This is a genomic window from Aestuariibius sp. HNIBRBA575 (genome assembly GCF_040932005.1).
Lineage (GTDB): Bacteria > Pseudomonadota > Alphaproteobacteria > Rhodobacterales > Rhodobacteraceae > CANLNM01.
Window position 1 is genome coordinate 2,907,087 of sequence record NZ_CP162414.1, and the last position, 17,657, is coordinate 2,924,743.

Consider the following 17,657-nt stretch of genomic DNA (forward strand, 5'->3'; position numbering starts at 1 on the left):
GACACGTTAACCAGTTCTAAACCATGTTGCCCCATTCCTTGACCAAGGTTGATGGAGGGTAACATGGTTGCTGTGGCACATACGGTAGCCTTTGAAGGGGTTGAGGCACGCGCCGTAGAAGTGCAATGCGCCGTGACGCCGGGATTGCCTGCTTTTTCCATCGTTGGCCTGCCAGACAAAGCCGTTTCAGAAGCCCGCGAACGCGTGCGCGCCGCCCTGTCATCTATGGCGATCGCCCTGCCATCCAAACGGATCACCATCAATCTGTCCCCCGCCGACCTGCCCAAAGAGGGCAGTCATTTTGACTTGCCGATAGCCTTGTCGCTCTTGGCTGCGATGGACATTTTGCCAGAGGACAAAGTCGCGCAAACCGTCGCGCTGGGGGAACTGGCATTGGATGGGGGTCTGGTGCCGGTTGTCGGGGCCCTGCCCGCCGCCATGAAGGCCGCCGAAGATGAACGGATATTGCTATGCCCGCAATCTTGCGGCGCCGAGGCCGCTTGGGTCGGGGCCTGCACCGTGCATGGCGCAAAATCGCTGTCCGATACGGTGCGTCATTATACCGGCAACGCCCCCCTGCCCGTCGCCATCCCCGGCGAAGTGGAAAACACCGATCACGTCCGGGATCTGCGCGATGTAAAAGGCCAGGAACGGGCCAAACGGGCCTTGGAAATTGCCGCAGCAGGCCGCCATCACATGTTTATGGTCGGCACCCCTGGATCGGGGAAATCCATGTTGGCAGCGCGTATTCCGGGTATTTTACCCCCACTGACCCCAATTGAGGCGCTGGAAACCTCAATGATCCATTCATTATCTGGGCTGTTGGAGGACGGCGGCATCAACCGAACACGCCCTTTTCGTGAACCTCACCACACCGCATCTATCGCCGCAATTGTCGGGGGGGGACGGGGCGCAAAACCAGGAGAAATCAGCCTAGCGCACAACGGCGTGCTGTTCATGGATGAATTTCCAGAATACCCGCGGCCCGTTTTGGAAACCCTGCGCCAACCGATCGAAACCGGCGAAGTTGTGATCGCCCGCGCCAATGCCCATATCAAATACCCGTGCAAATTCATGCTGATCGCGGCGGCAAACCCCTGTAAATGCGGATATTTATCCGATCCCGCCCGCGCCTGCGCCCGCGTTCCCTTATGTGGAGAAGAATACCTAAACCGCATATCCGGCCCCTTGATGGACCGCTTTGATTTGCGCGTTGAAATTCCACCTGTTGCGTTCACGGATCTTGACCTGCCCCCATCTGGGGAAAGTTCGGCGCAGGTTGCCCAACGCGTTGCGGCCGCGCGCGAATTGCAGGCCAGCCGATACCAAAACGCCGACAATATCGCGCTGAATTCAGACGCCGAAGGCAGCATCCTAGAACAAATCGCAACCCCTGATACCGAAGGGCGTGCCTTGCTGATCATGGTGGCAGAGCGGTTTGGATTATCCGCGCGGGGGTATCACAGGGTTTTGCGCGTCGCCCGCACAATCGCCGATTTGGCCGGGTCAGCAGACGTTCGCAAACCCCATATCGCCGAGGCGATCTCTTATCGTTTGTCGACGTCCAAAGACATCTGAACAAACGCGGCGATGTCTTTTATGGCGGGACGCGATTCAGGAATCCAACCATCAAAGATGTGCCAGACATGGGGGCGTTTGTCGAAAACTCTGTGGTTGATCCGCCCGCCGGATTTTTCAATTTTTTCCGCGATTCTCAGGCTGTCTGACAACAGAACCTCTTGTTTTCCGACATGAATCAGGACCCGGGGCGGCGCGTCAAATTCCGCAAAAAGGGGCGAACATCGCGGGTCCTTTGGGTCTGCGCTTTGTAGGTATTGTTCCACCACGTCCTGCATGCGTGCCACGGGCAGCAACACATCATTGCGCGCGTTTTCCGCCACGCTATCCCCCGATAATGTCATGTCGGTCCATGGCCCAATCGCAAAGGCAGCGGCGGGGCGTTGTCCGCGTTGGCACAGCTTTGACAGCAACGCCAAAGCCAGCCCACCCCCGGCGGAATCTCCGCCCAGAACGATGCCCGATGGGGGGTATCCTTTGGCGATCAGATCGTCCCAAATGGCCAACGCATCGTCAAAAGCGGCAGGAAATGGGGCATCCTGCAACAGACGATAATCAGGGGCACAGATTTCAATGCCGGACAATTTCGCCAAACGCCCCAGCAGGCTTAGATGGGTTTCACCAGAACCGGCAATATAAGCACCGCCATGAAAATAAAGGATTATTTTGCGTGACGGATAGGCGCCGATAGACACCCAATGCGACGTGACTGGTCCGATCCGTTTCAGATGACGCAAAAAAGGGGGGCGGCGAAACACCCACGGGGCGACGCGTGCAAAATCACGTTCCGCAGCTTCTGGCGTTTTTGTGCGCAACAACCGACGCCGGACCACATAACGCAGTCCGACGTTCAGAATGCACAGGCGCAGGCTCATCCTGCGCGGCGGTTTTCTATCGCTTGCCAGATTTTTTCCGCGATATTCACCCCATCAAAGCGTTCCAATTCCTGAATGCCGGTGGGCGATGTCACGTTGATTTCGGTTAGCCAATCACCGATCACGTCGATGCCCACAAAAATCTGACCTTTTTCCTTTAGCAGCGGCCCAATTCGGGCGCAGATTTCCAGATCACGTTCGGTCAGGTCGACCTTTTCGGGGCGGCCGCCGACATGCATGTTGGACCGGGTTTCACCCGCGGCGGGCACACGGTTGATCGCACCAACGGGTTCCCCATCCACGAGGATCACGCGTTTGTCGCCCTTGGACACATCCGGCAGGAATTTCTGCGCGATCAGGGGTTCAGAATTGATCCCGGTGAACATTTCATGCAGCGAATTGATGTTGCTATCCCCCGCCTTCAATTTGAACACGCCCGCGCCGCCATTGCCATAAAGCGGCTTTAGAATCATGTCGCCGTGGCGGTCACGGAACGCTTTGAGCGTGTCCAGATCGCGGGCGATGGTGGTCGGCGGGGTCAGATCCGGGAATTGTTCCACAACCAACAGTTTTTCAGGGTAATTGCGTACCCAAAATGGGTCATTCACCACCATGGTTTTGGGGTGAATCATCTGCAACAGATGCGTCGTGGTGATATAGCCCATGTCAAAAGGCGGGTCCTGACGCAGCCAAACCACATCGTATTCCGCCAGATCGACAACCTGTTCTGCGCCTAGTTCAAAATGATCACCAACTTGGCGACGCACCTTTAGCGGCCAGCCCCGTGCAACGACGCGCCCCTCGTCCAGCGCCAATTTGTCGGGCGTGTAATAAAACAGTTCATGCCCGCGCGCCTGCGCTTCTTCGGCGATGCGAAAGGTGCTGTCGGCGTTAATATCGATGGGATCGATGGGATCCATCTGAATGGCAACTTTTAGGGACATGAATGGGCTCCGGCTTCAACTTGAACCCAATAGATGGCGCAGCCGCCCCGGTTCTGCAATGGGATCACTTAGAAATGAGCGAAAGCATTTTCGATTATTTGAACCGCACCCTGTCCATCCACCGTAGCCACGTCAAAGCGCATATCCGTCAGTTGCCCATTGGGCAGATGGCCGACGTAATCGGTGGCCGACGCCATAATGCGCTGCATCTGATTGGCAGATACGCGCCCCGAGGCCGCAGAATGGGATCGGCTTTTCTTAACCTCAACAAAGATCACACCGGCGCCGTCCTGAACAATCAGGTCGATTTCACCCGCTTGCCCACGCCATCTGCGTTCCAGAACCGGATGACCGCGCTGTTGGTATGCCCGTTCAACGCAGTGTTCGGCTGACAGCCCTGCGTGATAGGATACCGATCCGGTCATTATCCATCCTTCTTTTTCAGGGCCAATGCCGCCTGATACACGTCCCGTTGCGGCAGGCCTAAAGCCCCGGCCACCGCCGCGCTGGCGTCTTTGACACGCATCACGGCCATCGCTTCGCGCAGCGCCTGTTCCAAATCCGCACTTTGATCGCCACCGCCGTGGTCACGGTCAATCAGCAGGACAATTTCGCCTTTTAGGCTGCGGTCGGACAGAATATCGCGCAATTCACCCAGTGTTCCACGCAGGGTTTCCTCAAATTTTTTGGTCAATTCCCGGCAAATCGCCGCCTGTCGATCTTCTCCGAAAATGTCACATAAATCGGTTACCAAATCCTGAATCCGTTTCGGGCTTTCGTACAAAACCACCGTAGCATCGGTCTGTTTCAATTCGGCCAATTGGGTGCGGCGCGCGGTTTTTGCATTGGGGGTAAACCCAACAAACAAAAACCGATCTGTCGGCAATCCACCGACATTCAACGCGGACAAAACCGCCGATGCACCGGGCACCGCATAGATTTTTCCACCCGCTTTGGCCAAATCCCGCCCAAGCGCAAACCCAGGATCGGCCACCAATGGCGTGCCTGCTTCGGATACATAAGCAAGCGATTGCCCGGCCATCACCGCCTGAACCAGACGGTCACGCGCCCCCGCATTGCTGTGGTCATGATAGGCGATCACACGTCGTCCATTCAGCGGAACTCCGTGGATTTCCAGTAACTTACGCGCCGTTCGCGTGTCTTCTGCGGCCAACACATCGGCCGAGGCTAGCACATCCAGCGCCCGCAATGTGATGTCGCGCGCATTGCCGATTGGCGTCGCCACCAGATACAGCCCCGGCAACAGCGCCTTTATTTCGTAATTCATTACTGGACCCTCCGGTCTGTGGCCTTATGATGCACATTGTTCCAAGAGCCACCTTGATCTTCAAAGAAGAGTGCTGCCCATGTTTGCCTGTCTCCCCCGTGTCCGCAAGACCGCTATCCGAATTTTCTCCCTTCTTTCTGTGGTCTGGCTTGCTGCCTGTGACGCCGTTGTCGTTGCGCCCGGTGGCAATGCTGGCAATCAGATCGACCCAGACGCACCTGTGATGGTGGCGTTGCTGGTGCCCGGTGCGTCCAGCAATCCGGTTGATAACCTGATGGCGGTCAATCTGGAAAACGCAGCCCGGATGGCGATTGCAGACTTGCAGGATGTTGATATTGACCTGCGTGTTTATAATACGTCTGGCGATGCGACGATTGCCTCTAATCAGGCGATCTCAGCGGTGAATGACGGCGCGGCCATCATTCTGGGCCCGCTTTACGCAGATTCGGCCAACGCTGTGGGTGTGGCCGTTGCTGGCACGGGAACCAACGTCATCGCATTTTCCAACAACCCATCCATCGCGGGTGGGAATGTGTTCATTCTGGGCAATACCTTTGCCAACACGGCCAACCGGCTGGTCAGCTATGGTCGCACCCAAGGGCTGGACAATTGGCTGGTTGTGCATGGCAACGACACCCAAGGCGCGTTTGGCAAGGCCGCGATCGAACAGGCCGTTCGCAACAATGGCGGCACCCTGTCCGGCATCCAAGCCTATGATATGACACAGCAATCCATTCTCGAATCCGCCCCAGCCATCGCGTCGGCGGCCCGTCAATCCGGGGCTGATGCTGTGTTTCTGACCGGTGGGATCGGCGCGGATTTGTCGATTGTTGCCACAGCCCTGCCCGAGGCGGGATTGTCCCCGGCGACCACACGATATGTGGGCCTGACATTGTGGGATGCATTGCCTCAGGCGGCGGCCCTGCCCGGCCTACAAGGCGGCTATTTCGCCAAACCTGACGTCGCTTTGGCGCAGGCCTTTGAAAACCGTTACGCAGGCACCTACGGCGACCCCCCCCATCCACTCGCCAGCCTCGCTTATGACGGAATCGCTGCAATTGGGGCGCTGGCATCGACAGGTCGCCGCAATGCATTGACCACTTCTTCCATCACCCAAGGCGCTGGTTTCCAAGGCACGTCTGGGATTTTCCGTTTCCTGCCTGACGGCACCAACCAACGTGGTCTGGCAGTTGCCCAGATCCAAAACAATCAGGTCGTCATCGTTGACCCAGCCCCAAGAAGCTTCGGCGGTACAGGTTTCTGAACCGCAACAAGCACATGACAACACCCCCACGCCGGGCGATTTTATCTGCCCGGCGCAGGACATTTTTAACGCCGCAATAATAGATGCGGAATTGGGTTCGGTGCTAAAAGGCGCCGATCCGAAAACAGTGCGTGCAGAAACCGTGCGCGTTCTGTCACAGGCGCGTGAATCCGGCACCGCGGCCATCCGCGCGGCGTTTCTGGCCAATCCGCTGGCCGCGCGCCCAACCACCAAGGCGTATACTTGGCTGACCGATTGTCTGGTCAGCACGGTTATGAATGTGTGCAAAACCCACATCCATCCGTTGCATAACCCAACCGAAGGTGAACGCCTGTCGATCATCGCGGTGGGCGGTTACGGGCGCGGTGAAATGGCGCCGCATTCCGATGTCGATCTGCTGTTTTTAACCCCATATAAGATCACCCCATGGGCCGAGAGCCTGATCGAATCCATGCTGTATATCCTGTGGGATCTAAAGCTGAAGGTTGGCCATGCCAGCCGCACGATCCGCGACTGCATCCGACTGGCAACCGAAGATTACACAATCCGCACGTCGCTGGTGGAATACCGCCATCTGATCGGTGACGAAGCCCTGTCTGCGGAACTACAGGACCAATTATGGTCAGGTCTGTTTAAATCCACCGCCGTCGATTTTATCGAAGCCAAGCTCGAAGAACGTGAGACGCGTCACAAAAAACAAGGCGGGCAACGATATGTGGTGGAGCCAAACGTCAAAGAAGGCAAAGGCGGTTTACGCGACCTGCAATCGCTTTTCTGGATCGCGAAATACGCCAATGGAGTTCAGAAAGCCGAAGAGCTGGTCGATCTGGGGGTATTTACGCCCGAGGAATATGCGTCGTTTGTTCAAGCCGAGGATTATCTATGGGCGGTGCGGTGTCATCTGCACCTGATCGCCAATCGCGCGCAGGATCAGTTGACTTTTGACATGCAGGTCACGGTGGCTGAACAGCTGGGATATACGGATAAACGTGGCCGTCGCGCCGTCGAATATTTCATGCAGGATTATTTCCGTTATGCCACCGGCGTGGGCGATTTGACCCGGATTTTCCTGACCTCACTTGAGGCGACCCATATGAAACAGGCGCCGATGTTGCTGCGCCTGTTCAAACGTCGCAAATCCGCAAAAGCGCCCTATAAAATTGAACATAACCGGCTGACCATTGCCGATACTGACACGTTTCTGGCCGATAGCATCAACCTGTTGCGCTTCTTCGAAGAGGCGCTGCGCACGGGCACCTTGATCCACCCCGATGCGATGCGTTTGGTGGCGTCAAATCTGGACAAAATCGACAATGAATTGCGATCGCGCCCAGAGGCAAACCGGATATTCTTTGATACGTTGTTGAAACATGGCAACCCGGAACGGGCGTTGCGTCGGATGAACGAACTGGGCCTGCTGGGCGCGTTTATTCCCGAGTTTGAAAACATCGTCGCGATGATGCAATTCAACATGTATCACCACTATACCGTTGACGAACACACGATCCAATGTGTGTCCAATCTGGCCCAGATCGAACGCGAAGAGCTACAAGAAGAGCTGCCCATCGCCAGTTCAATTCTGAACGAAGGTGTGAACCGCAAAGTGCTGTATCTGGCGCTGATGTTGCATGACATCGGCAAAGGCCGCGAAGAAGCTCATGAAATTGTCGGTGCGCGCATGGCCCGGACCATCGCGCCGCGCATGGGTCTGAAAAAGGCCGAGGCTGACAATGTCGAATGGCTGGTGCGGTATCATTTGCTGATGTCCGACATGGCGCAAAAGCGCGACATATCTGACCCGCGCACCGTGCGTGATTTCGCCAAGGCCGTGGGCACACGCGAACGGCTGGATCTGCTTTGCGTGCTGACGGTCTGTGATATCCGCGGCGTGGGGCCCGGTGTTTGGAACAATTGGAAGGCAACCCTGATCCGGTCGCTTTATCGCCAAACCCGCCGCGCGCTAGAGGATGGGATGGAGGCGATCAACCGCGTTGAACGCGGCGCTGAGGCCCGCAAAATTCTGCGCGCATCCCTGTCAGATTGGAGCGAAAAGGCCATTCGCAAAGAGATTGGCCGCCATTATGTGCATTACTGGCAAGGCCTGCATGTGACTGCGCATATCGATTTTGCGCATTTGCTGTGGGAAATCGGTGATGACGAAATCCGCATCAACCTGACCCCAGACGAAGACCGCGACGCCACACGTGCCTGTTTTGCCATGGCCGATCACCCCGGTATCTTTAGCCGGATGTGCGGCGCGCTGGCGCTGGTGGGGGCCAATATCGTGGATGCCCGCACATTCACATCCAAAGACGGCTATGCCACGGCTGCGTTCTGGATTCAGGACAGCGACGGTGCGCCATTTGAAAAATCGCGCCTGCAACGGCTCAGCAACATGATCCACAAAACCCTAAAAGGCGAAGTGGTCACGCGCGATGCGTTCAAGTCCAAAGACAAGATCAAAAAACGTGAACGCGCCTTTCGGGTGCCGACCTCAATCACCTTTGATAATGACGGATCCGAAATTTACACAATCATCGAAGTGGACACACGGGATCGTCCCGGACTTTTGCACGATTTGACCCGAACACTTGCGAATTCAAACGTTTATATTGCATCCGCAGTGATCGCCACATTCGGAGAGCAGGTCGTAGATACGTTTTATGTCAAAGACATGGTTGGTCTGAAATTCTACGCCGAGGGCAAACAACGCGCGCTGGAAAAGAAACTGCGCGAAGCCATTTCCCAAGGCGCTGAGAGGGCAAAAGAATGAAGCCAATCCGGCTGATTTCAGGGTTCCTGACCGTTGGCGTCTGGACCCTGCTTAGTCGTGTGCTTGGATTTGTGCGCGACATCCTGATCGCATCCTATCTGGGCACCGGCGCTGTGGCTGAGGCATTCCTCGTGGCCTTTAGCCTGCCCAATATGTTTCGCCGTTTCTTTGCCGAAGGCGCGTTTAACATGGCCTTTGTGCCGATGTTTTCCAAGAAACTGGAATCCGGCGATGACCCTCAGGGATTTGCGCGGGATGCGTTCACAGGATTGGCGACGATCCTGATTGTTTTCACCGGCCTTTCAATGGTCGCCATGCCATGGTTGGTCATGGCCATGGCCAGCGGTTTTTTGGGCGATGAACGCTTTGATTTAGCGGTGTTATTCGGGCGCATTGCGTTTCCCTATATCCTGTTTATTTCGCTGGGCGCGTTGCTATCTGGCGTGCTGAACGCCACGGGCCGGTTTGTGGCCGCCGCCGCCGCGCCGGTATTGTTGAATGTGATGTTCATCACCTCAATGAGCGTCGCTGTGATTTTGGGTTGGGACATCGGCACGGCGTTGGTCTGGACCGTGCCCTTTGCCGGGATTGCACAGATGTCGCTGGTCTGGGTTGCCGCCAAACGGGCCGGGTTCACCCTGATCCCGCGTCGCCCACGCATGACCCCAGAATTGAAACGCTTGGCGATTATCGCCGCGCCGGCAGCGCTGGCCGGTGGGGTGGTTCAGGTCAATCTGTTGGTCGGACGTCAGGTCGCCAGTTTCTTTGATGGGGCGATTGCGTGGCTGAACTATGCGGATCGTCTGTATCAACTGCCTTTGGGCGTGGTTGGCATCGCCATTGGCGTGGTTTTGCTGCCCGATCTGGCGCGTCGGTTGCAGGCAGGTGACGAAGCCGGTGGGCGGGACGCGTTCAATCGCGCCTCGGAGCTGAGCCTCGCGCTGACAATCCCCGCCGCCATTGCGCTGATCGCGATCCCAGTGCCGCTGGTCAGTGTCCTATATGAACGCGGCGCGTTTAGCAGCGATGACACGGCATCGACCGCCATCGCGGTGGCGATTTACGGTATGGGCCTACCTGCCTTTGTGCTGCAAAAGGCATTGCAGCCGCTGTATTTTGCGCGCGAAGACACAAAGCGCCCATTCTACTATGCGCTTGTTTCTATGGTGGTAAATGCCGGTTTGGCGATCGGGTTATCGCCGTTGATCGGGTTTACTGCCGCCGCCTTTGGCACCACGTTGGCGGGCTGGGCAACGGTCTGGCTGTTATGGCGCGGATCGCGGTCCATGGGCGCGGCGGCCACTTGGGATGCACGGTTTCTGAAACGCATCTGGCGGATCATCCTCGCATCCGTTCTGATGGGCATTTTCCTATGGTGGATGGCCGTATTGTTGGGGCCGTTCTTTGCGGCTGGCCCGTTGCGGTATCTGGCATTGCTGATCTTGGTTGCATCCGGCATCGCCAGCTATTTTGGACTGGGGCAACTGCTGGGTGCATTCCGATTGGCCGAGTTTAAATCCGCCCTGCGGCGATAGTTTACCGGTTGCGCAACCGCGCCAAAAACGCAGCCCAACCGCCCGGCACCAGCAATGTTGTCATGCCAAAGCCGACCACAAACCCTGCCACATCCGCGATCCAGTCTTTGTTGCCGCCAAACAGCAAGGCAAAGACCAATTGCAACGCCAACAAAACCGCGATCAGGCGGAATGCATTCAGCTGATTTGCCCCCATGAATTTCAGGTTCAACCACGTCAGATAGGTATAGGCCCCGATGAACCCATAAACCGGCGGATAGGCCCCGACCAACGGCATCCGCCCATCCAGCGCAAACGCAAAAGCCAATGCCCCGGCCACGGCGCTGGCGACATAGATCGCAAACACTGATGCGGGATGCAAAAAATCACTGATGAATTTGCCCAGCGCCAGCAACAGCGCCCCGGCAAACAAGGCATGGGTAAAGTTGATATGCACAAAGGTGTAGCCCACGAACCGGCGCACTGTTCCCCATGAATAATCGCCATGTTCAAACATGCGATCGACCAAAGCCGGGGATATGGCAAATTCCTGCGTCGCATAAATCCGCCAGCCCACGCCCTGTGCACCACCGACCAGACCTTGGTTGGCCATCGTCAGGACCATTTCCACGACCACAATGCAGCCAAACAACGCCAAAACGACACGTGGGATCGGATTTACTGGGCTTTCGGGCCGCATCTGCGCATCACTCACTGTACTCTCCTTGACCAAGCTTGATGCCATGGGTAAGCGAGGTCGCACATTATTTCCAGTTGGATCGCACACATGACCCAGTTCACACCTCGCGTTTTCTCCGGCATCAAACCCTCTGGCGGTTTGACCTTGGGCAATTACCTTGGCGCTATCAAACGTTTCGTTGACATGCAGGGCACAGATTTTGAAACGATGTATTGCGTCGTCGATCTGCACGCGATCACCGTCTGGCAAGACCCCGCCGAATTGCGCGACGCCACCCGCGAAGTGGCGGCCGGTTTTCTGGCGTCAGGGATCGATCCGGAAAAATCCACATTGTTCAACCAATCCCAGGTGCCCGCCCATGCGGAACTAGGCTGGTTGTTTAGCTGTGTGGCGCGTGTCGGTTGGATGAACCGCATGACCCAGTTCAAAGACAAAGCCGGGTCCGGCGCGGAAAAGGTCAGCCTTGGGCTTTATGCCTATCCGGCGCTGATGGCGGCAGATATTTTGCTGTATCACGCAACGCATGTGCCTGTGGGCGAGGATCAGAAACAGCATGTTGAACTGACCCGCGACATCGCCAACAAATTCAATCACGACTTTAAGGTGGATTTCTTTCCTGAAACCAACCCTGTGATCGAGGGCCCGGCCACACGGGTGATGAACCTGCGTGATGGCACCAAAAAAATGTCCAAATCGGGTGAATCCGATATGGAACGCATCAATATGACCGACACGGCCGATCTGATCGCTAAAAAGTTCAAGAAAGCCAAAACCGATCCAGAACCTTTGCCAGAAACACTGGATGGGCTGAGCACGCGACCTGAGGCGAAAAATCTGGTCGATATTTATGCAGGTCTGTCAGGTCAAACATCCGAACAGGTGATCGCAGAATATGCCGGTGCAGGCTGGGGCCGTTTCAAACCGGCACTGGCCGATTTGGCGGTTGAAAAACTGGCCCCGATTTCGTCGGAAATGGCGCGCTATATGGATGACAAAGCAGAAATTGACCGGATTCTGGCCCGCGGCGCAGAAAAAGCCCGCGCCATCGCAGACCCGATTTTGAAGCAAACCAAAGAGATCATTGGGTTTGTTCAGTAAACTGACTTGATTGCCGGCTCAGGCATCCCATCAAAAGGCCCGCCAATTGGCGGGCCTTTTTTGGGTTATTGATCGTCGCCAATTTTGTCCCATGTCTGGGTGTCAAAATCCGCCGCGTTGTGGCGTTCACGCAGCTGTTCAGCCGCTTCGCCCCAGGATTTATTGACCATCCGACCGCGTTTTACGGCTGGACGTGCATCAATCGCCTCGGCCCAACGCATCACGTTTTTATAGCTGGTAACGTCCAGGAATTCGGCCGCATCATAAAGACGCCCCAATACCAGACCACCATACCAAGACCAGATCGCCATATCCGCGATGCTATAATCGTCACCGGCGATATAGGTGTTGTTGGCCAGTTGACGGTCCAGAACGTCCAGCTGACGTTTGGTTTCCATTGCAAATCGATCAATAGGATATTCAAACTTTTCAGGTGCATAGGCATAGAAATGCCCGAACCCACCGCCCAGATAGGGCGCGCTGCCCATTTGCCAGAACAGCCAGTTCATGACTTCGGTTCGCGCCGGGCCATCGGCAGGAATGAACGCGCCAAACTGATCGGCCAGATGCAACAGGATCGACGCGCTTTCGAACACGCGCACAGGGGCATCACCGGTGTGATCATGCAGGGCTGGAATTTTCGAATTGGGGTTTACTTCAACAAAGCCAGATCCAAACTGGTCGCCCTCTTGGATGTTGATCAGCCATGCGTCATATTCCGCAGCATGACCCGCGGCCAGCAGCTCTTCGAACATGATGGTGGTTTTGATACCGTTGGGCGTGGCCAGTGAATAAAGCTGATAGGGATGATCCCCCACGGGCAGTTCTTTGTCATGGGTTGCACCCGCGATAGGGCGGTTGATGCTGGCGAATTTGCCGCCGCTCTCTTGTTCCCATTTCCACACTTTGGGGGGGGTATATTCGGTCATGCCGGCATCCTTTGATTAAATACTGGCAACACAGATAGCGCACAAAACCGCGCAGGCAATGGCAAAACATCCGTGCAAATGCGCACATCAACCGTTCATTTTCGCATCTGGTGCGCGGGTGTTGCGGCCCCATCTATGGTCCAACAGAAAGGAAACCGCATGACATTCACCGCGCCAGTTGGGACCAAAATCGGCCATATCCACCTAAAAGTGGCGGATTTGGACCGGTCCATCGCGTTTTATTCAGATGTGCTTGGGTTCCGGTTGCAGCAACGGATCGGATCGCAGGCGGCGTTTCTGGGTGCGGATGGGTATCATCATCACATTGGCTTGAACACATGGGAAAGCCGCGGCGCCACCCCGCCCCCAGCCGGTCACACCGGGCTATATCATGTGGCATTTTTATATCCCAACCGCGCCGCACTTGGCCGGGCGGTTGACCATGTGCTGTCATCCGGTGTGGCGCTGGATGGGGCCGCGGATCATGGCGTCAGCCAGGCCGTGTATCTACGCGATCCGGATAATAACGGGGTAGAGCTTTATACCGATCGTCCCAAAGCTGACTGGCCCCGGGATCGGCATGGCGCGCTCAAAATGCATACTGCGCGTTTGGACGTTGATGCCTTGATTGCACAAAGCCGTCATAAAACGGTGTCCGAATCCCAGTAAAACAACCTTATTCCCCATGTTGACCGGGCCTGTCCTGTTTCCGGTCACTGCGCCGTCTTTGCGATGTCACGGATGGCTCATCGGTTGTCCCGCCGATGAAACCAAACGCGCCCGGCTATCCCCTGCCCGGGCGCGTTTTCTTATCTGGACCTTCCTTTGGGGCTGGCCTAGCGTCAGCCAGAATTCAGGAGGACAATCATGGCAACCGGCACAAATATCCGCACCTTTGTTGATGGCGCATGGCACGATGGGGATGTGCCAATCATGAAGGCCGCAGATCACGGGTCATGGCTGGGCAGTACGGTTTTTGACGGCGCGCGATTTTTCGAAGGTGTAACCCCGGATTTACACGCCCATTGCGCACGAACCAACAGATCAGCCGAGGCATTGATGCTGTCACCATCAGTGGCCACATCAGACATGGTCGACATTGTGCAAGAAGGCCTGAAATCCTATTCCAAAGACAGCGCCGTTTACATCCGCCCCATGTATTGGGGCATCGGATCAGGCTTTTCTGCGATTGTCCCAGCCCAAGAACCCGCCGGGTTCGCCATCTGCCTAGAAGAAATCCCCATGGCCGATGCACAGGCCAGCACCACATTGACCCGCACCCAATTTCGCCGCCCGGTTTTAGAAAATGCCGTGGTCAATGCCAAGGCGGGCTGTCTCTATCCTAACAACGCCCGCATGTTGGCCGAGGCACAATCACGCGGCTTTGGGAATGCTTTGGCGGCGGATGCTCTGGGCAATGTTGCCGAAACCGCCACATCCAATGTGTTCATTGTCCGCGATGGAGAAGTGTTCACCCCCGTGCCCAATGGCACATTTCTGGCCGGGATCACCCGCGCGCGCCACATCACCAACATGAAGGCAGATGGCATCAAAGTGCATGAAACCGTTCTGTCCTTTGAGGATGTCGCCGCCGCCGACGAAGTGTTCCTGTCGGGGAACATGTCCAAAGTGACACCAGTGAGCGCATTTGACGACATTCAATACCAAACCGGCCCCATCGCGCGCCGCGTGCGGGATATGTATTGGGATTGGGCGCTTTCTGCTTAAATCCGCATCCCTCATCTGGATGTCAAAGCCCGGCCTATCGGTATAGGCTGGGCTTTTTTGTTTTTCGGGGGGATTTTCCCTCACCTGCCCGTGAAAACCAGCAACAAAAGCCGCCAAAACCCTGATCACAATTTTTCTAGCAAAAAAATTTCATCCAAATGTTACAACTAAACTGATCGGTTCAGACGCCCATTCGCGCATCTGCGCACCAATTCCGTGCACGCCCCCACAGAACCCAGACCCCGGGTCGGTTTGCGCGGATTTCAAGCTTTGTTTCAAAGAAAAATCCATCCCATTTCTGTGATCATCCCCCCCCTTTTAATCCCGCCAAACCTGCCCCAAATCCTAATCATCGAAACGCGGTTCCTCCCGCCGCACACAATCAGGCAAATCGCCTAACACACAGACACACAAAGGAAATATCATGACTAAATTCGCACTTATCGCCGCCCTGACTGCTTCTGTAGCTGCCGCTTCTGCTGCTTCCGCTGACAGCAACTTCTCTTTTGACGCCGCTCAAAACTCTGGTTCGATTTTGGAACTGGGCGTTGTAAATTCCGCCGCTGACGGCGTGATCGAAGTTTACGATTACCGCTTGGGCGAGCAGGGCAAATTGCTGGCCGTAGAGAGCGTCCACGCCGGCGCAAACCGCGACACACGCATCAACCTGAACTCTGAGCCCTTCGGCGACGTTCTGGCCGTGCTGAAATCCGGCGGCCAAGTTCTGGCAACTCAACAGGTCGACGTCCGCGCAAACTAAGCGCCGTCAACCAACGAATACACGTGCCGAAAGGGTGTCGTGTGGGGGTCGTCCGAAAGGGCGGCCCTTTTTCGTATGTCCCCTTTTTTGTGCAAGCCTCGCCCATAAATCGAAAACGCCATTGCCACTGACTTGTTGCTACGGCACAGTATGCCGACGTTGGAGGGACTTTGATGCGTAAATTCCTTGTTATTCTTGATGATAGCCGTGAATGCCTGAATGCAATGCGGTTTGCCGCTATGCGGGCTGCCCATACTGGCGGTGGGGTTGAGGTGCTGTCGATCATCGCACCAGAAGAATTCAATCACTGGATCGGCGTGGGCGAAATTATGCGCGAAGAAGCGCGCGAACGGATTGTGGTCCATTTCGAGGTTTTCGCCAAATGGATGCGCGACCGTCAGGGTGTTGATCCTGAATTGGTGATCCGAGAAGGCGAAGCCGTTCAGGAAATTCTGTCCCAAATCAAGGATGACCCAGAAATCGGCGTTCTGGTTCTGGGCGCGGCCACCGACAAAAAGGGCCCCGGCCCCTTGGTCACTGCATTGACCCGCAGCGCGGGATCGTTGCCGATTCCCTTTACAATTGTCCCCGGCGACATGTCCAAAGAGCGGCTCGAAGCGATCACCTGATCGTAAAATACCTCTCATTTCAGGCACATACCTTCACGCAAGTGAGAGCCCTCTGACACAGTTGGGGGCTCACATTTTGATGTGCGTTTTTATTTTGTGAAGATTATGCACGCTTACGAGGGTGCAAATCAGCACATATGCACGTAAATCCCGACTTTACCACGCATCGGCGCACACAACCCAGAGCCCGTCATAGCCCCCTCAATTTCAAGGTTTGTTACCGGTCACTTTGGCATCACTTGAGTGTGACGCCCGACGTCTTTCTTTGCCTGCGCTTTCCCCCCAAATCTTAATCATCGAAACGCGGCACACCACGACACACACAACACACGACGCCGCATCCAAAACAATGTCTCTGATCTGAAAGGACACCCAATGACTAAATTTGCTATCGCCATCGCCCTGACCGCAACCATCGCTGGTGCATCCTCTGCTCTTGCCAACAGCTATTTCACGCTGGATGCAAATCAGGACAGCGGATCAACCCTGGATCTGGGGATTGTCGTTTCCGAAGTTCCCGGCACCGTTGAAATCTATGACTTCCGCCTCGGCGTCCAAGGCAAACTGCTGGGCACCGAAGACGTCCATGCCGGCGCCAACCGCGACACGCGGGTTGATTTGGGCTCTGAACCCTTTGGTGACGTGATTGCCGTGTTGAAATCCGACAGCGGTCAAATCCTGGCCACCACAGACGTCGATATTCGCGATAACTAAGTCCCCTGTTATCCCGAATGTAGAAAGGTCGCCCTGCGGGGCGGCCTTTTTGCGTTTTTGGCCATGTGTCACAGGATGGTAAATTCGCCCCATCCCCCTCACCTGCCCGTGAAAACCAGCAACAAAAGCCGCCAAAACCCTGATCACAATTTTTCTAGCAAAAAAATTTCATCCAAATGTTACAACTAAACTGATCGGTTCAGACGCCCATTCGCGCATCTGCGCACCAATTCCGTGCACGCCCCCACAGAACCCAGACCCCGGGTCGGTTTGCGCGGATTTCAAGCTTTGTTTCAAAGAAAAATCCATCCCATTTCTGTGATCATCCCCCCCCTTTTAATCCCGCCAAACCTGCCCCAAATCCTAATCATCGAAACGCGGTTCCTCCCGCCGCACACAATCAGGCAAATCGCCTAACACACAGACACACAAAGGAAATATCATGACTAAATTCGCACTTATCGCCGCCCTGACTGCTTCTGTAGCTGCCGCTTCTGCTGCTTCCGCTGACAGCAACTTCTCTTTTGACGCCGCTCAAAACTCTGGTTCGATTTTGGAACTGGGCGTTGTAAATTCCGCCGCTGACGGCGTGATCGAAGTTTACGATTACCGCTTGGGCGAGCAGGGCAAATTGCTGGCCGTAGAGAGCGTCCACGCCGGCGCAAACCGCGACACACGCATCAACCTGAACTCTGAGCCCTTCGGCGACGTTCTGGCCGTGCTGAAATCCGGCGGCCAAGTTCTGGCAACTCAACAGGTCGACGTCCGCGCAAACTAAGCGCCACGCCACCACTCACGAAAGGGTCGCCCAAACGGGCGGCCCTTTTGCGTTTTAGAATGTTTCTAAAGCTTGACATAGACGG

Annotated in this window: 17 protein-coding genes; 11 read left to right on the forward strand and 6 right to left on the reverse strand. The window is 55.8% G+C overall.

Going from position 1 to position 17,657, the window contains the following annotated elements; genetic code table 11:
• Positions 1–63 precede the first annotated feature (63 nt).
• Complete coding sequence (locus tag AB1F12_RS14635; protein ID WP_368185102.1) at positions 64–1,578, forward strand: YifB family Mg chelatase-like AAA ATPase; 1,515 nt, start codon at positions 64–66, stop codon at positions 1,576–1,578.
• On the opposite strand, the gene AB1F12_RS14640 is transcribed toward AB1F12_RS14635, so the two are convergent.
• The 4 genes from AB1F12_RS14640 to rsmI all read right to left on the reverse strand — a co-directional run bounded on the left by AB1F12_RS14640 (position 1,548) and on the right by rsmI (position 4,685).
• On the reverse strand, positions 1,548–2,453 hold the full coding sequence (locus AB1F12_RS14640; RefSeq protein WP_368185103.1) for an alpha/beta hydrolase fold domain-containing protein: 906 nt from the start codon (positions 2,451–2,453) through the stop codon (positions 1,548–1,550). The two genes, AB1F12_RS14635 and AB1F12_RS14640, sit on opposite strands and share 31 nt — an antisense overlap.
• Positions 2,450–3,397, reverse strand: coding sequence for a glutathione synthase (gene gshB / locus AB1F12_RS14645; protein WP_368185104.1), 948 nt, complete (start codon positions 3,395–3,397; stop codon positions 2,450–2,452). Before gshB ends, AB1F12_RS14640 begins: the two co-directional genes overlap by 4 nt.
• 68 nt (positions 3,398–3,465) lie before the next feature.
• A complete protein-coding gene (locus tag AB1F12_RS14650; RefSeq protein ID WP_368185105.1) occupies positions 3,466–3,822 on the reverse strand; it encodes a YraN family protein in 357 nt (118 codons plus the stop codon).
• On the reverse strand, positions 3,822–4,685 hold the full coding sequence (gene rsmI / locus AB1F12_RS14655; protein ID WP_368185106.1) for a 16S rRNA (cytidine(1402)-2'-O)-methyltransferase: 864 nt from the start codon (positions 4,683–4,685) through the stop codon (positions 3,822–3,824). Before rsmI ends, AB1F12_RS14650 begins: the two co-directional genes overlap by 1 nt.
• Positions 4,686–4,764: 79 nt before the next feature.
• On the opposite strand from rsmI, the gene AB1F12_RS14660 reads away from it, so the two are divergent.
• The 3 genes from AB1F12_RS14660 to murJ all read left to right on the forward strand — a co-directional run bounded on the left by AB1F12_RS14660 (position 4,765) and on the right by murJ (position 10,257).
• Positions 4,765–5,949, forward strand: coding sequence for a penicillin-binding protein activator (locus AB1F12_RS14660; protein ID WP_368185107.1), 1,185 nt, complete (start codon positions 4,765–4,767; stop codon positions 5,947–5,949).
• A gap of 61 nt (positions 5,950–6,010) precedes the next feature.
• On the forward strand, positions 6,011–8,722 hold the full coding sequence (locus tag AB1F12_RS14665; RefSeq protein ID WP_368188385.1) for a [protein-PII] uridylyltransferase: 2,712 nt from the start codon (positions 6,011–6,013) through the stop codon (positions 8,720–8,722).
• Positions 8,719–10,257, forward strand: coding sequence for a murein biosynthesis integral membrane protein MurJ (gene murJ, locus AB1F12_RS14670; RefSeq protein ID WP_368185108.1), 1,539 nt, complete (start codon positions 8,719–8,721; stop codon positions 10,255–10,257). Before AB1F12_RS14665 ends, murJ begins: the two co-directional genes overlap by 4 nt.
• 1 nt (position 10,258) lies before the next feature.
• On the opposite strand, the gene AB1F12_RS14675 is transcribed toward murJ, so the two are convergent.
• Positions 10,259–10,951, reverse strand: a complete 693-nt coding sequence (locus AB1F12_RS14675; protein ID WP_368185109.1) for a rhomboid family intramembrane serine protease — start codon at positions 10,949–10,951, stop codon at positions 10,259–10,261.
• 72 nt (positions 10,952–11,023) lie between these two features.
• Here AB1F12_RS14675 and trpS point away from each other — a divergent pair, with 72 nt between their 5' ends.
• Positions 11,024–12,034 carry a tryptophan--tRNA ligase gene (trpS, locus tag AB1F12_RS14680; RefSeq protein WP_368185110.1) on the forward strand — a complete coding sequence of 337 codons (1,011 nt, stop codon included), beginning with the start codon at positions 11,024–11,026 and terminating at the stop codon, positions 12,032–12,034.
• Positions 12,035–12,099: 65 nt separating this feature from the next.
• On the opposite strand, the gene yghU is transcribed toward trpS, so the two are convergent.
• Positions 12,100–12,963 (reverse strand): glutathione-dependent disulfide-bond oxidoreductase, encoded by an 864-nt coding sequence (gene yghU / locus AB1F12_RS14685; RefSeq protein WP_368185111.1) that lies wholly within the window; start codon positions 12,961–12,963, stop codon positions 12,100–12,102.
• A gap of 159 nt (positions 12,964–13,122) precedes the next feature.
• Between yghU and AB1F12_RS14690 the strand changes: the two genes are divergently transcribed.
• The 6 genes from AB1F12_RS14690 (at position 13,123) to AB1F12_RS14715 (ending at position 17,572) form a co-directional block, all read left to right on the forward strand.
• Complete coding sequence (locus tag AB1F12_RS14690) at positions 13,123–13,632, forward strand: VOC family protein (RefSeq protein WP_368185112.1); 510 nt, start codon at positions 13,123–13,125, stop codon at positions 13,630–13,632.
• A gap of 198 nt (positions 13,633–13,830) precedes the next feature.
• Entirely contained in the window at positions 13,831–14,691 is an 861-nt protein-coding gene (locus AB1F12_RS14695) for a branched-chain amino acid aminotransferase (protein ID WP_368185113.1), read from the forward strand.
• Between the two features lie 424 nt (positions 14,692–15,115).
• Complete coding sequence (locus AB1F12_RS14700; RefSeq protein WP_368185114.1) at positions 15,116–15,451, forward strand: hypothetical protein; 336 nt, start codon at positions 15,116–15,118, stop codon at positions 15,449–15,451.
• Between the two features lie 173 nt (positions 15,452–15,624).
• Positions 15,625–16,080, forward strand: coding sequence for a universal stress protein (locus tag AB1F12_RS14705; RefSeq protein WP_368185115.1), 456 nt, complete (start codon positions 15,625–15,627; stop codon positions 16,078–16,080).
• A gap of 375 nt (positions 16,081–16,455) precedes the next feature.
• Positions 16,456–16,794, forward strand: a complete 339-nt coding sequence (locus AB1F12_RS14710) for a hypothetical protein (protein ID WP_368185116.1) — start codon at positions 16,456–16,458, stop codon at positions 16,792–16,794.
• 442 nt (positions 16,795–17,236) lie between these two features.
• Positions 17,237–17,572 (forward strand): hypothetical protein, encoded by a 336-nt coding sequence (locus AB1F12_RS14715; RefSeq protein ID WP_368185114.1) that lies wholly within the window; start codon positions 17,237–17,239, stop codon positions 17,570–17,572.
• The last annotated feature ends 85 nt before the right edge of the window (positions 17,573–17,657 follow it).

Excerpts from the sequence above, each read along its gene's own strand:
- AB1F12_RS14635 (WP_368185102.1), top strand. The coding sequence starts at position 64 with ATGGTTGCTGTGGCACATACGGTAGCCTTTGAAGGGGTTGAGGCACGC.
- AB1F12_RS14640 (WP_368185103.1), bottom strand. The coding sequence starts at position 2,453 with ATGAGCCTGCGCCTGTGCATTCTGAACGTCGGACTGCGTTATGTGGTC.
- gshB (WP_368185104.1), bottom strand. The coding sequence starts at position 3,397 with ATGTCCCTAAAAGTTGCCATTCAGATGGATCCCATCGATCCCATCGAT.
- AB1F12_RS14650 (WP_368185105.1), bottom strand. The coding sequence starts at position 3,822 with ATGACCGGATCGGTATCCTATCACGCAGGGCTGTCAGCCGAACACTGC.
- rsmI (WP_368185106.1), bottom strand. The coding sequence starts at position 4,685 with ATGAATTACGAAATAAAGGCGCTGTTGCCGGGGCTGTATCTGGTGGCG.
- AB1F12_RS14660 (WP_368185107.1), top strand. The coding sequence starts at position 4,765 with ATGTTTGCCTGTCTCCCCCGTGTCCGCAAGACCGCTATCCGAATTTTC.
- murJ (WP_368185108.1), top strand. The coding sequence starts at position 8,719 with ATGAAGCCAATCCGGCTGATTTCAGGGTTCCTGACCGTTGGCGTCTGG.
- trpS (WP_368185110.1), top strand. The coding sequence starts at position 11,024 with ATGACCCAGTTCACACCTCGCGTTTTCTCCGGCATCAAACCCTCTGGC.
- yghU (WP_368185111.1), bottom strand. The coding sequence starts at position 12,963 with ATGACCGAATATACCCCCCCCAAAGTGTGGAAATGGGAACAAGAGAGC.
- AB1F12_RS14690 (WP_368185112.1), top strand. The coding sequence starts at position 13,123 with ATGACATTCACCGCGCCAGTTGGGACCAAAATCGGCCATATCCACCTA.
- AB1F12_RS14695 (WP_368185113.1), top strand. The coding sequence starts at position 13,831 with ATGGCAACCGGCACAAATATCCGCACCTTTGTTGATGGCGCATGGCAC.
- AB1F12_RS14700 (WP_368185114.1), top strand. The coding sequence starts at position 15,116 with ATGACTAAATTCGCACTTATCGCCGCCCTGACTGCTTCTGTAGCTGCC.
- AB1F12_RS14705 (WP_368185115.1), top strand. The coding sequence starts at position 15,625 with ATGCGTAAATTCCTTGTTATTCTTGATGATAGCCGTGAATGCCTGAAT.
- AB1F12_RS14710 (WP_368185116.1), top strand. The coding sequence starts at position 16,456 with ATGACTAAATTTGCTATCGCCATCGCCCTGACCGCAACCATCGCTGGT.
- AB1F12_RS14715 (WP_368185114.1), top strand. The coding sequence starts at position 17,237 with ATGACTAAATTCGCACTTATCGCCGCCCTGACTGCTTCTGTAGCTGCC.